The sequence below is a fragment of the Bacillus sp. LL01 genome (assembly GCF_001037965.1).
This window is the reverse complement of record NZ_LFEL01000002.1, coordinates 466,764-480,133: the sequence shown is the minus strand read 5'-3', so window position 1 is coordinate 480,133 and position 13,370 is coordinate 466,764. Positions and strand designations below refer to the sequence as shown.

The 13,370-nt window shown below is 38.4% G+C and carries 13 protein-coding genes and 1 pseudogene; 13 read left to right on the top strand and 1 reads right to left on the bottom strand.

What is annotated here, in order from left to right; translation table 11 throughout:
* Positions 1 to 21 precede the first annotated feature (21 nt).
* The 4 genes from AB685_RS08740 to AB685_RS08725 all read left to right on the top strand — a co-directional run bounded on the left by AB685_RS08740 (position 22) and on the right by AB685_RS08725 (position 2,100).
* A complete protein-coding gene (locus AB685_RS08740; protein WP_047970197.1) occupies positions 22 to 858 on the top strand; it encodes a flagellar hook-basal body protein in 837 nt (278 codons plus the stop codon).
* A gap of 31 nt (positions 859 to 889) precedes the next feature.
* Positions 890 to 1,192, top strand: coding sequence for a DNA-directed RNA polymerase subunit beta (locus AB685_RS08735; protein WP_053073765.1), 303 nt, complete (start codon positions 890 to 892; stop codon positions 1,190 to 1,192).
* A 142-nt stretch (positions 1,193 to 1,334) separates the two neighbouring features.
* Positions 1,335 to 1,766, top strand: a complete 432-nt coding sequence (gene fabZ / locus AB685_RS08730) for a 3-hydroxyacyl-ACP dehydratase FabZ (RefSeq protein WP_047970196.1) — start codon at positions 1,335 to 1,337, stop codon at positions 1,764 to 1,766.
* A 118-nt stretch (positions 1,767 to 1,884) separates the two neighbouring features.
* Positions 1,885 to 2,100: a hypothetical protein gene (locus tag AB685_RS08725; RefSeq protein ID WP_047970195.1), complete on the top strand. Its 216-nt coding sequence runs from the start codon at positions 1,885 to 1,887 to the stop codon at positions 2,098 to 2,100.
* A gap of 257 nt (positions 2,101 to 2,357) precedes the next feature.
* Here AB685_RS08725 and AB685_RS08720 read toward each other — a convergent pair whose 3' ends face one another.
* Positions 2,358 to 2,636 (bottom strand): helix-turn-helix transcriptional regulator, encoded by a 279-nt coding sequence (locus AB685_RS08720; protein WP_047970194.1) that lies wholly within the window; start codon positions 2,634 to 2,636, stop codon positions 2,358 to 2,360.
* 162 nt (positions 2,637 to 2,798) lie between these two features.
* Between AB685_RS08720 and AB685_RS08715 the strand changes: the two genes are divergently transcribed.
* The 9 genes and pseudogenes from AB685_RS08715 (at position 2,799) to AB685_RS08680 (ending at position 13,356) form a co-directional block, all read left to right on the top strand.
* Positions 2,799 to 3,239: a hypothetical protein gene (locus tag AB685_RS08715; protein ID WP_198530475.1), complete on the top strand. Its 441-nt coding sequence runs from the start codon at positions 2,799 to 2,801 to the stop codon at positions 3,237 to 3,239.
* 78 nt (positions 3,240 to 3,317) lie between these two features.
* Complete coding sequence (locus AB685_RS08710; protein ID WP_047970192.1) at positions 3,318 to 4,268, top strand: YafY family protein; 951 nt, start codon at positions 3,318 to 3,320, stop codon at positions 4,266 to 4,268.
* A gap of 75 nt (positions 4,269 to 4,343) precedes the next feature.
* Positions 4,344 to 4,968 (top strand): annotated as a pseudogene (locus tag AB685_RS08705) (type 1 glutamine amidotransferase family protein).
* Positions 4,969 to 5,489: 521 nt separating this feature from the next.
* Complete coding sequence (locus AB685_RS31245) at positions 5,490 to 5,630, top strand: hypothetical protein (RefSeq protein WP_157860709.1); 141 nt, start codon at positions 5,490 to 5,492, stop codon at positions 5,628 to 5,630.
* Between the two features lie 98 nt (positions 5,631 to 5,728).
* Positions 5,729 to 8,686: a thiopeptide-type bacteriocin biosynthesis protein gene (locus tag AB685_RS08700; protein ID WP_047970191.1), complete on the top strand. Its 2,958-nt coding sequence runs from the start codon at positions 5,729 to 5,731 to the stop codon at positions 8,684 to 8,686.
* Positions 8,673 to 9,656 carry a hypothetical protein gene (locus AB685_RS08695; RefSeq protein ID WP_047970190.1) on the top strand — a complete coding sequence of 328 codons (984 nt, stop codon included), beginning with the start codon at positions 8,673 to 8,675 and terminating at the stop codon, positions 9,654 to 9,656. Before AB685_RS08700 ends, AB685_RS08695 begins: the two co-directional genes overlap by 14 nt.
* Positions 9,653 to 10,714: a hypothetical protein gene (locus AB685_RS08690; RefSeq protein WP_047970189.1), complete on the top strand. Its 1,062-nt coding sequence runs from the start codon at positions 9,653 to 9,655 to the stop codon at positions 10,712 to 10,714. The genes AB685_RS08695 and AB685_RS08690 overlap by 4 nt, the downstream gene beginning before the upstream one ends.
* Positions 10,711 to 12,282, top strand: coding sequence for a YcaO-like family protein (locus tag AB685_RS08685; RefSeq protein ID WP_047970188.1), 1,572 nt, complete (start codon positions 10,711 to 10,713; stop codon positions 12,280 to 12,282). The genes AB685_RS08690 and AB685_RS08685 overlap by 4 nt, the downstream gene beginning before the upstream one ends.
* Positions 12,283 to 12,294: 12 nt before the next feature.
* On the top strand, positions 12,295 to 13,356 hold the full coding sequence (locus AB685_RS08680; protein WP_047970187.1) for a hypothetical protein: 1,062 nt from the start codon (positions 12,295 to 12,297) through the stop codon (positions 13,354 to 13,356).
* Positions 13,357 to 13,370 lie beyond the last annotated feature (14 nt).

Here is a 13,370-nt window from a genome sequence, read left to right as displayed (position 1 = left end):
AGAGAAGGGGGAAAGACCTAAATGAGCAGAATCATGCTGAACGCCACCAACACAATGAATCAGTTGCAAAAGCAGCTTGACACGATCGGACATAATATCGCCAATGTAGAAACAGTCGGTTACAAAAACCGTCAGACATCCTTCCAAGAGCTCTTGGTTCAACAAAACAATAACCAGACCCTGAATCAATACGAAAACGTCAGGAACACACCACTTGGAATTCGTATGTCCTCAGGAGCAGGTCTTGCCCAAACAAAGCTTAACCTGACACAAGGTGCTTTGAAATCCACGGATCGTATGCTAGACTTTGCTTTAGCGAAAGAAGACCAGTTCTTCACGGTTCAAGTGACAGAAAACGGACAGACGAGTACACAGTTCACAAGAAACGGTGTATTCTATTTGTCACCAATCAATAACACGGAAGTGATGCTCGTGACAGCAGAAGGACACCCGGTGCTCGACAACAATGAGCAGCCGATTCTCCTTCCGGAGAACATAAAAGAAATCAATCTTCAGCCAGGCGGCGTCCTGATGGCAGAGCTTAACGACGGTCAAGCGTTTGCCCGTGAGCTTGGTATGGCTCAGGTCATCCGTCCGCAGATGCTGCAAGCAAGACCTGGCTCTCTGTTTGCACTTCCACCGGCTGAAATGGCGAATCCACAAGATGTGGTGGGGTTCATCCAAGGAGCGGCACGTGATGACATCAGCATGAGACAAGGAATGCTCGAGCAATCCAATGTGGATCTGGCTTCCGAGATGACCGAAATGACCCTTATGCAGCGTTCGTATCAATTTAACGCACGTTCTGTCCAATTTGCAGACCAGATGATGGGACTTGTGAACGGACTGAAATCATAAACATAACTTTAGACCAAGAGGAGGTTGCGCAATGGAACAAAAACAACCAAAAAAGAGCTTAACAAGGGAAGAATTGCGCAAAGCTCAGAAAAATAAAGCAAGACAGCAAGAAGAAATTGCAACAACAGAAGAACAGGAACGACCGAAAAAACTCAAATGGCGCATCCGCCTCATTCCAATTTGGTTACGCATTGTGATCCTACTGGCAGCGATGGTTGTAGCGGTAATTGCGGGAGCCATGGTAGGTTACGGAGTTCTTGGTGGAGGAGATCCAATGGATGTCCTCAACAAGGAAACCTGGCAGCATATTTTAGACCTAGTTAACAAAGAATAAGGAAGACCCTTAAAAGACCTCTCCTTAGGTGCAACAAAGTCTTGGTTCCGTGCATCTAAGGAGGGAGTCCTACAAAGGACTTCCTATTTTTTATGCCTTCCTATATAATTGTAAGTAACTATTAGTAGGAGGTCACAAAATCATGCTTGATATTAATCAAATCAAAGAAATCATCCCACATAGATATCCTTTTCTTTTAATCGACCGAATCATTGAGGTCGAAGAGGGCCAACGCGCCATCGGAATCAAAAACGTAACAGCCAACGAAGAGTTCTTCAACGGACACTTTCCGGAGTTCCCGGTTATGCCTGGTGTCCTCATCGTAGAAGCGCTTGCTCAAGTCGGAGCAGTAGCGATGCTGAAAAAAGAAGAAAACAAAGGACGCCTTGCTTTCTTCACCGGAATCGACAAATGCCGTTTCAAAAAGCAAGTAGTACCTGGGGACCAGCTTCGTCTCGAAGTGGAAATGACTCGAGTGCGTGGCAGCATTGGAAAAGGTAAGGGAATTGCGACGGTTGACGGACAGCTTGTCTGTGAGTTGGAAATGATGTTCGCTCTAGGTCAAAAGCAATAAATTTAAAAAAATGCATTAAACATGCAAACTTTCTCGAATGTTGGGGAATATAAAAAGGGACCAAGCAAAATGAGTCAATCAGGTCTTGAAATTCCATATACGAAAGGAGAAGGTTTAAATGAACAGCAAATGGTTATTAAAATTATCTGGTACAGCTTTAGCGGCAATGTTGATTACAGGATGTGCAGCAAACAATCAGGATACTCCTCCGCCAGAAGAAGAGCAGCCACCAATGGAAGAACCTGCAGATCCTGAAATGGAAGAAGATCAGAACATGGAAGAAGATATGGAGCAAGATGAAGAGAACATGGAAGAGGAAGAAGACCAGCAGTAACTTCTTTCATAAAACGAGGGACAGTCTATGCTGTCCCTTTTAATATGGAAACAAACCCCTTGGGGGTTGTAAAGTATTCGCCTCTGAACTCAAGTGAATTAATCACTTCTTATAATCCCACAAAATCCGCCACTCCCCCTCCTCACGCACAACATAGACATACTGCACAAACAAAAAGTGACCATACTTCCCATGATAATCCTGCCTTACCTCAAACTCATAAACAGTACCAAATGTTTCTCCGTCCTTCAACGAAACTAGTTTTCCTGATCTCCATGATCATCTAAATCATTATAAAAACCAGATTCCATCAACTCTTTATGCGTCTCATCAATCAATTGATCAATACTGAATTTTGCTCCAGTACGCAACTTATACATCGTAATAAAATTAGGGACTCTTTTCCCATTTTCAAACCTTGTCAACGACTTCTGGCCAATATCTGCATCCTCCTCAATCTGCTCTTGACCAAAATCCAACAAATCCCTGTGACGCTTAGTCTCGATAGAATACGAGTTTGTGGGATGAGAAGACAAGTTATTCGCTCCATGCAGCTTCGCCGGTTTGAAAACAACTTCAAAAACTTCTTTGAAAATAAGCTTATTTTCCTTAAAATTAAAGGATTTTGTAAATATTTGATGAAGTTAAATGTATAAAATAGTAACGGAGGAAATAATTTGTTCAACGAAAGAGAAGCAATGAAATTGAGATTAGAGCAAATGCAGCAAATAGAACTTCAGATACTCCAAGAGTTCCAAAAAGAAAGAAACCAAATCCTAGATAGAATAAGAGAATTGGATGAGGGTATCGAACTCAAACTAAAAAGAGTTGAATTCCCAAAAGAAGCACCTAAAAAGAAGGGACCTAATCAAAATAAAAAGCATACACCTCTTACCACAGAAGCCATAAAGGTATTAAAAGATCACTCAGCTGCAATTAGCGGAAAAGAATTAACCACCACCGTTGAAAAGAACACAGGCATAGATGTAGGAAACATAACGCAATTCATGAACAAAGTCATGAAGATAGACACAAACGTGAAAAAGCCATATAGAGGTCAGTATATTTATGAGAAGCCAGGTCACAATGAGGACCCAAATGATACTAAAAACCCCGAAGTGGTGGAAACACGCGCTTAAGCATAAGGAAGCAGGGATCTACCTCTGCTTCCTTTCCATGTAGTGTCACGCACATCAGTTTGCTGGAGGTGAAAAATCATTCCTAAAATCGATAATACCCTTGCGATATTATGGATGCTTCGCTCGGGAGAAAAAATAACCGCAAAACAAATAGCGGAAAAACTAGAAATGAATATCAGAACTGTGTACCGTTACATCGACACACTTTCAACAAGCGGTGTTCCTATTATTTCCGATACCGGACATAACGGAGGCTACACATTATGGAAGCCATTTTATGAGGCACCTCTATTTTTTGATCTTGAAGAACAAACCTCATTGTTACATGCTGCAGTTTTTGCAGAGGAAGCGGGATACTATGGTGGGGAAGCATTGAATAGGTCTATTACAAAGTTAAACAACTATACAAATCAAGAACAGGAAACAAAAATAGCCCAACAGTTTAAAAGCCTTGAAATAATTAATCGCTCAAATTCCCTCTCTATTCAACCCTTTCTTAAACAATTGGAGCTTGCCGTGGTAAGTGAATACTCCGTCAAAATCCAATACAAGAAACGCAGTGGAGATCATTCTAATAGAACGATAGATCCATACAAAATTATATATTGGAATCATAATTGGTATGTGGGAGGCTTATGTCATTTAAGAAATGATATACGCAGTTTTAGAGTTGATCGAATAGAAACGCTAACACTAACGGAAAACCAGTTCAAACAGCCAGAGGATTTCCCAACACGTACATACTTTCTGAACAACCTCTTTCCCTCTCCTGAAAACCAAGCAAGATTAGTACTTACGGGGAGCAAGAGTTCACTAACAAACATCTGCCAACATTGGTTTTTTGAGAATTACTTACAAGAAAAAACGGAGGGGCAAGCAACATTCCTACTTGAAGAAGAATCTATGCATGCCTATGTCCCTACCTTACTCTTACCATTCGGTACTTCTATCAAAATAATGGAACCGGTAAGTCTTAAAGAGAAAATGATGGAACTCCTAACAGAATGGATACAATTTTATCAACAATAAAAACTTCCCTGACAGTGGTTGTCAGGGAAGTTTTATTATACTAGGTAATATCAATGATGATGGGAGCAATCGCAGATGAAAACTAATAAAGCCTATCTGTATGTATTTAATACTATGTCAGATTGGTGGCTATTTAATAGCTGAACTAAACACTGGGAGATACTTTAAAGAAGAAATCGCCCCTATAAACGTAGTAACAGTAGGAACTACCAAAGAAACGATTACCACAATGGGAGGACTCAAAATAACTCCAGACCTTTCCCTTGATCACTGTACCTTTAAGAAGTCAGATCTGCTCATTTTACCTGGAGGGGAAACCTGGGGAGAAACTGCCCAACACCCCATTTTACAAAAAATTGCTGAAGCATTGGAGACAGGAACCATAGTTGCCGCAATATGTGGCGCAACCTTGGGACTTGCAAATATGGGCTACCTCGATCATAGAAAACATACAAGTAATAACTTGGACTACTTAAAAATGGTATGTCCTCACTATAACGGAGAAAAGTTTCACGAGGAGGGACAGGTAGCAACAACCAGCGATAACCTAATCACCGCATCCGGCATCGCTCCCCTTGAATTTGCAAGGGAAGTACTCGTAAAACTAGAAGTATTATCACCCAACACATTACACTCATGGTATCAACTTAACAAAACCCAAAAACAAGAACACTTTTTTAGTTTAATAAATTCCGTCTGAGAGAGCAGTTGCTGGGAAGCACGGGGACAGATCATTGCTAATATAGGATAGTCTCTTGAAGATATAAATTAAGGGTGGGGGTAAGTTCCTCCACCCTTTAGAATTTTGGTGTTAAGTCTGTTTTGAAGATATTATGTTGAGAAGGAAGCGAAGAACCGTCACGCTGCTTCTCATAAAACTAAAAGAATCCATCTAGCTGCCTGTTCTTTACCCTGTTGAAATTACATTTCTGGTAAGACCCCCTCACTTCCAGCAAAAAACATTCACGCCATTTCCTACAGAGAAAACTTCGTTGGCATCTTTATCCTTGGACAATTAGAATCTTGTTGTCTCAATGAATGCCATCCCCCTTTCTTAAAGTAATTCTAAATAAGATTAATTCCTTATTTTTATATAAAAACATATTTTCAGAGCTGAATAGAGTAGAAAACCTGTTTCTTATCGTGTTTATTGGAAAATTCATATAATTTTGACTTATGTTATTATTCGTTCAGGGCCTAGTTTATAGGAGAGGAGGAATAATGATGAAAGAACTTAACTTGAAAGTTGAGGACTTCGAACTAGAGTTAGAAGTGTACGAAGTTTCTTCCGCAACTGTACTTGATACAATGGGAGCATCTCAAGGGCATAACTCTTGCTCAGTAGTTGTAACTCAAAGCTAATTTTGTTTTTATACTTTTCTACTGATTGCTCAGTTCAAATTTGAACTGAGCTTTCAACTTTCATTTCAAATTTTCGCTTGAAGGGAAGGTCCTAAAGAATGGCAGTAATGGACAACTATTTAGTAAGGAGGCCAGCGCTGAACGTAGATGTGCTGGATACAATATTTAATAATGATGAGGAGCTAGAAGCAGTATTAGCTGCTTATTTAAGTCAAGATCAAATCAAAGAAAGAATTCTTATTGCAAGCGCTAGTCTATACCAACAATTAGTAGATGGAAAGCTTACTGCTGGTGCAAGGTTATCACTTGTGAAGTACTTACTTCGTATGTCCTCAAGAACCATGCCTTTTGGACTGTTCTCTGGAATATCTAGTAGGGAATTTTCTGCAGCTGTAGTTGAGCAACATGCATCAGCTGAGAAAAAAGTTAGACTGTCTATTAAATGGTACAAAAAGCTAGTAGCTATCATAGAAGATGTACAAGGAATGGAATCTGAAATGAAGGTGTCATTAAATCCATTAGTAGTAGAAAGCAGTCAACATTATAACTTGGATATTATTCTTCAGAATAACTTTCAACAACTGAAAATTAAAAAAGGTCTTCTTATCAAAACCCTAGTAAACCATTCTATTTCCCCTATAAAGATAGTAGATTTATTAAATCGTATTGTTCCAGAAGATACGGATAAGAAGCTTCTGTGTTTGACAACGATAAAAAATCTGTTAAAAAATCAATTTCTTGTTAGTGAGTTACAGCCGTCTGTTTACTATGAAAAGGATGATGATCTACTAGAAAAGCTTTTAGCAAGTTCAGGATTTTTTGGTGATGAGCTATATTCCACAATCCGTTCTATCTCCACTATGATTGAGACCTATAAGGATCAAAAAGTGGGAGAGGGAATACCAACATATTTGGAAATTATCAGCACAATGAAAAGGCTAGTAGAAAGTGATAAATACCTTGTCATCGACTCTGTCTATCGAAAGCAAATGGATGAGCAAACAGAATTAGATAAAAACGAAATCGAGGCAATGGTAGAAAACCTTTCCCTTTTGGCAAATCTCAGTCAGCAGTTTACAGCAAATACTTGGGATCATTATTATTTACAGTTTGTTGATAAATATGGATTTTTTAATGAAGTGCCATTAATAGAGTTACTCGATAGTGATAAAGGTATCGGTTTGCCGTCCTTTCAAAATCAAAATCAAAACTCGGAGCAGGATGAGGAGTTTATTTCCTATATGCTGGATAAACTTTGGAGCAATCAATGTTCCAACCAGTACACGTTGGAGCTACATGAAGATGACATGAAGGCTATTTCCACCATTTATAAAAATAATCGTCAGCACAAATTAAAAGATGGATATGATATGAAATTTTCCACCGTGGAAGAAAACGGCCAGAAACTCTTTCACTTAGGAGTAAATTCTTTCGGAAACACAGCAACCTCCTTTTCAGGAAGGCTGGACTTAGAACAGCATCAGGAAACGGCCCCATATTATTCGGATGACCACTATATCAGTTGTGAGTTAAATGGAGTACCCATCAATTATCCTGATTTAGGTATTTCTTATAAAAAGCCAGATTATGTGATTGATATCACCTCTAGAAGTGAAAAGAAGGACAATGTCATCCAACTAGGCGACATCTATGTTGGAGCAGATTCAGGTGGGTTATATCTAAAAAGTCGAAAACACAATAAACGATTGTTACCGGTCTCTACTCATATGCTTTACTACAATAATTTTGTGGAGCAAAAGCCGCTTCTTTTTTTATCTCTGTTTGGCAAATACATTAGTGAAGTACCAACAAATATAAGCTTAGGAAGATTGAAAACGCTCAGGTATCTTCCAAGGATTCAGTATAAAAATATTATTCTCTCTCCACGAAGGTGGAATATTCCGTTGGAAGAACTAAAAGCGGAACCACGGCAGCGCTTAAAGCAATTGGTAGAAGAGAATTCCTTAGCTGAACACTATGTTTATCTCCTTGATGGAGATAAAACCTTACCGATTTTGCTACATACCACTATTGGTCAGGATTTAGTAATTGATGCCATTAAAAAGACTAGTAAATATAGTAACTATTTAACATTTATCGAAGCGCCAGAACTAAATGAAACCATTCAACATAAACGAAATTATGTGAAAGATTACATTGTTACATTACCCCCAATGCCCCGAAGCTCAGTTAGGAATGTCCCCGCAGAAGATGTGGGTACATATGAAAAACTGATCGAACATGAATGGGTGTACTATAAAATTTATTACCATCAAAATCAAAAGCAAGCGGTTCTAAGTTCCTGTTTAGATAGTCTATATAAAAGCAAATTTTCAGAGGTGTTCTATATAAACTATTTGGATTTTTCAGGACAGCCGCACCTAAGAATTCGATATAAAACAGTGAAAAGTCTTGATACGAAAAATTCGTTAATGGAAACCCTAGAAGATCTTCGAATGAATGAGCTAGTAAAGGATTATTCTACCCATTTATTTGAACCTGAGCATAGCAGATATGGAGGAAGCACTATCTCTAAAGGTGCTTACCAATACTTTTGCCAAGAAACAATGGTAGGTTTTCAACTGAATCTGCAAAAGAAGTGGCAAATGACAAAGGAAGCAGAACAAGGCATTATTTCGATGTTATTTACAGTATTCGATTTTCACGACAGCTATGAGAGCGCAGCATCCTATCTTGAGCAGCTGCATTTGCATGTTCAGGCAAATACCGATGAAGATTACTTGAAGAAGTTTAAGTCAAACAGGAATTTTTATACGGGGCTTGGAAATCAGGCGTTGGAACTATATAAAGAACATCAGCATGGACTTTTTAAGAGAAAAAAGGAAGCAGGACGGCGTTACTCGAGCATGGTAAATCAACAATTTTCACCAGAAAGAAGAGATTACATTTTTAACAGTATCATTCATATGACCTTAAATAGGGTGATTGGGATCAATAAGCAACTGGAAGGCGAAGTGAATTGCTTGGTCAAATATATTTTTCACAATTTGAAATATAGATTGCAGATTAAAGGAGAATACGATGAACTTTTATGAAATGAACATCTTCATGAATGAAGTGGACCATCACCCAATTTATTCATCCATCCGCGCTTTGTTGAAGGACGATACAAGGGTATCTCTCAAGAAGAGCTTTGAAAACGGCTTTCATCTATCGGTTTTTGGTTGGTTTACCCATACTCAAATAAGCCAGATTTCCGCTGAATTTGCCAGCTTGCTAATTGCTCACCCAACAGAGAGGTATGATGAGGCAGCTTTCAGAAACAGATATAAGAAGGTTGCAGAGATAGCCATGAAAGAGAAGGCGCTCGAGGTTATTCATCAAAACAAAGTTCTCATTGCAAAAAGGGAGGATTTATACGGCTTTCAGAATAAAAAGCAATTACAGATATACATAAAAATTAATCAAATTTTTGACAGGTGGTTTATTAATTGTTATTGGAACAAGGATAACAACATCCTCTCTATTACAAAGGATATAGTACCTTTTTGCGCGTATCTACCAGATACGGTACTCTCTAGGGAGCATGCACTCTATTCCAATGGTTTTGTTTCACATCTTTCTCATTACCTTGGTCTATTACACTCTTTAAATGAAAAAAATAAACAGGCTATCGTCGAGAGATTTGAACAAGCTGCTGAGAATGATAGGGAGAGCTTAATGGAAAATTTGGATAAGGATAATGCTCTAACACGAGAGTTAAAAGTGCTGTTTCAAGAGATGAAGGATGCTGTGAAACGTGACGTGCTGGACTTTCATTCGCCACATGACGATGCCCATATCGAGAAGAAGGTGGCAGCATCCTCAAACAGGCATAAGCTTGCGATGGGAACTCCCACGTTAAGTAAATTAATTTTAAAGGATTCGGTTTTAATCACCAACCGTTGGATATTAAATGTGTTATATGAAAAACTGGTGCTCCTAAACATCAAACCACTAGACAAATTTTATATGAATTATTTGCTATGCTCGATCAGGTTTAAGAAGGAGGAGGTACACGGATGAAGGTATTTCTTGACCCAACCATATATATCATCGATACAGAAAATGATTTTTATATTTGCACAAAAGAAAAAAATTTAAAGCTAGTGCTGAATGAAGCGTCAAGGAATAGAGTTTATCAAATTATTAAAACATTGAAAGCAGGGGAACCTGTTGCTTCTGATCACGCATTTGACGGGAAGATTTTGCAATTGCTGTTGGAAAAAGGAATGGCTACGACCTTAGAGAAAAAGAAGGAAGTTTCCTTTGATGACATCCACCGCATTTCTGGTCCTCCGCCGTTTATCGAGGTTTTAAAAAGAGAGTGTGGTCACAAAGTTGAAAGTGTAGATGGGGATTCCTTCCTTTTAATTAATGGTAGTATTGGCGAGTATGAACTGCACGTTACATTTTTGGAAAGCGAAATGTATATTTCCAATTACGCAATTGATACTAACAACTCAGAAGTTTGGAGCGATGATTACTTAGAATATGCTGCCCATGTTTTTTTAGAGCAACTGCAACAGAAAGCTATTCAACCATCACTTCTTAAAAGTGGAATAATGGTTATTGATCTATCCATATACGAAAACACATCAAGAATGATCGCGCAGAATCATATTAACTACAAAAATTTCAAATCCAGCATTTTCATGAATGAAAAATTAAACAAAGGGCCAGTAACCTTTGATTTTAAACACTATTTCCCTTTTGTTCGTTTGTCCTATCAATCAGACTGGCTGGAAAATGATCTTGTGAGTATAGGTTTTCAGGAAGAGGATGCAATCAATAATCTTCTCCAGCTGCTTGCACGGCATTTTCAAATGGAAGCTACCATTGATCTGCTACCTATTGATAAGGTCGAGACTGAAAAAGTCAAAACACTCCTAAAAAAGTTATGGTTCATTAAATTTCAGCAAGAATTGGAAATAGAAGAAACAAATGATTCTTTGTACCTTGCTATAAATAAACAAACGTATTCACACCCGAAGACCCCAACCATCAATCCGATAAGCTACCTATTAACCTTGCATCTCAATGGAATCACCGCTCCAGAGAAAACAGAGGAATTAGTACGATGATGGGCATCAAAGAGGTAAATGCTGTTTTCACCAAACACTTTCTATCAGGTGAATACGGCCACTACCACATATCCTTTGTCTCAGATGATGAAAGTATTACAATACAAAGGAAGAAAAAAGAAGAGCAGACACTGAATAATCCAATACTTTCAGGAGAGGTACCCACAAGCTCCTACTCATGTCCAGACATCGAAAGTGTTGAGAAAAGCATCTTGTTTTTCAAAATAAACGTGCAAAAATTTAAAGAATATAATCTGGATATCCCAAAACGGACCGTAACCTTCACCTACGGTTATGACCGGATAAAACAACCAATTAAGAACACAGCAAGCAGTAAGCGGTTGCCATCTCACTTGTCGCTTGAGGATCTGAAAAATGCGTTGTTTCATATACATGGCGGTTATGTTATCAGAGATACAGGATCTTCCATCGCAGTTGCAAACAGAAAATACTTCACGATACAAGGGTTTGGGTTTGATTACCATCCACCTACAGCAACAAGAAAAGCGTTAATGGAGTACACCGAAAGGTATTCTAGCCTACTGGATCTTCCTGATGCCATCACAGGATCTTATCATCAACTACAGAACAAAGTGGCCGTAGTCAATCCAGAAAAATTCGGTCTTTATCCTTCAAAGACTCCTAAAGATAAGTATCACTTGGTAAGCTATCACCATGACCTGGAAATTGTCTGGGTGAAAGCACATTCATTAGTAAACGGCGAGTGTTTCTATGTGCCAGAACAAATGGTTCAATACTTAAAGCCGGCGATGAAAAATAAATACACAATTGAAAGCTCCAATGGCTGTGCTATTGGGAATTGTGACGAGGAAGCGGCTTTGTTTTCCATCCTGGAAGCATATGAAAGGGATATCTTCTTCAAGTCATGGTTTCGAAATGCACAAATAATTGAAATAGAAGATTTAAAAGGATATGAATGTCAAACGCTATTTTTTGCTACCGAAGGCTTTGAACTAGAATTCTATCTGCTCCCAAATGAGGCACAAATACCTGTTGTGTGGGCACTCATACGAAGCAATGATGCTCATAACCAAATCTATTCCATCACAGGGCTTGGCTGTCATCCACAGCTTGAGCATGCGATAGAATCAGCCTTTCACGAATTATATAATGCCTACTTAAATTTAACAGGCTTAAAAGAAGGTACCCTAAACACTATGATTAGAGAAGTAGAAGCAAAGGAGAGACTTGATTCCATTGAAGATCATTTCTACCTATTTGCCTCTTACAAAGTAAAAGGATTATTAGAGAAGAAGCTTAGTAATGTTAGAAGAGAAGCGTATGCTGACCTGTTGAAATACTCATTTTATACCGAGGATTTACAGAAGGAGCTTGCTTATGTTGTCAAGAAAGTGAAAGCACAATATGAAAACATTTTACTTATTCATCAATCCAATTCACTATTAAGCTCCCTTTCTTTATCCTGTACCAAGGTACTTCTCGTTGGCGCTTTGCCTGTCGACTTCACATCTGACTTAGTCAGGGTAACCAATACGCTTGATGACGAAATAAGATGGGAAGAACGTAATATTCACCCACTGGCATAAGGAGGAGCAGGCATGAATTATACAAGGAATGATTTTCTTCAAGAACTAGCATTCAATTCACTTTTTAATAATGAGGAACAGGTGCTAGAGCATCAGATAGATGATTATGTCCTTTTGGATGGCAATGCTGTCTGTGATGATCAAGTTCAAGAGATCATGTTAGGACTCAACGATTACAACAGAGTAGAAAAAAACACTTACTTTAAGGTTCACAAAGGCTACCCATCCCCACGAAGCTTGTACCCGATTCGTTTATTCGTTGCTACGAAAAGTGGCTCGTTTATAACCAAAAACGAACAAACGAAAAAGTTCGAGCTCTATGAGAATTCTGCAAGAGAAGGCGATGAAGGGGACATTTTGCTTGAATACGGCAAAGAATATCCCGCTTATTATAAGTCCATCAAAAAAAGCCTACTTTTATTAGAAGCCGGCCATTTAATTTTCAACATCAATTACGTTGCAACACTTTGTGAGGCTCGTTATAAAGTTTTTGAAAAAAACGGGTATCTTTTATTAAAAAAAGCAAACAGCCCAAATCAAGATTTTCAGCATGCTAAGTTGGAGAAATTCTATCATTTAAGCTCCATTAGGAACAGCGGACCATATTTACATCCAATAACAGCCTTTAATCTTGTACCGTTACTTGATGATGCTTCAGATTTTCAACGACTTTGTAAACAATTAGACAGTTTATTTGTGGAACCACTAAAAAATAGCGCAATCCAGTTAATCAAACTACAGAATGACGGAAATGGGATCTTCAACATACCAGAAAGGCAAACAAAGGTGGACTATAAACAGTTAAATAGTATTTATCCCTACATTAACTTTAAAGGCGTATCAGGGATGTATGTTTTTACCATCGATAACCATGTTTTTAAAGAAGAAGAGAAGTTCACTCCATATATCTTGGCAATTGGTTTTCTCGCACAATTTTACTGCATGATGTATGCATCAGAAGAAAACTATTGCAGGCCAGTTAAAAGCTTTAGTGTAGGAGATTTCGAGAATTTACTAGACATCAATGGAAGTCAAAAAACCATTATGTACAGTGTGATTATAGGGGCTAAATAGAACTTGGGGGAAAA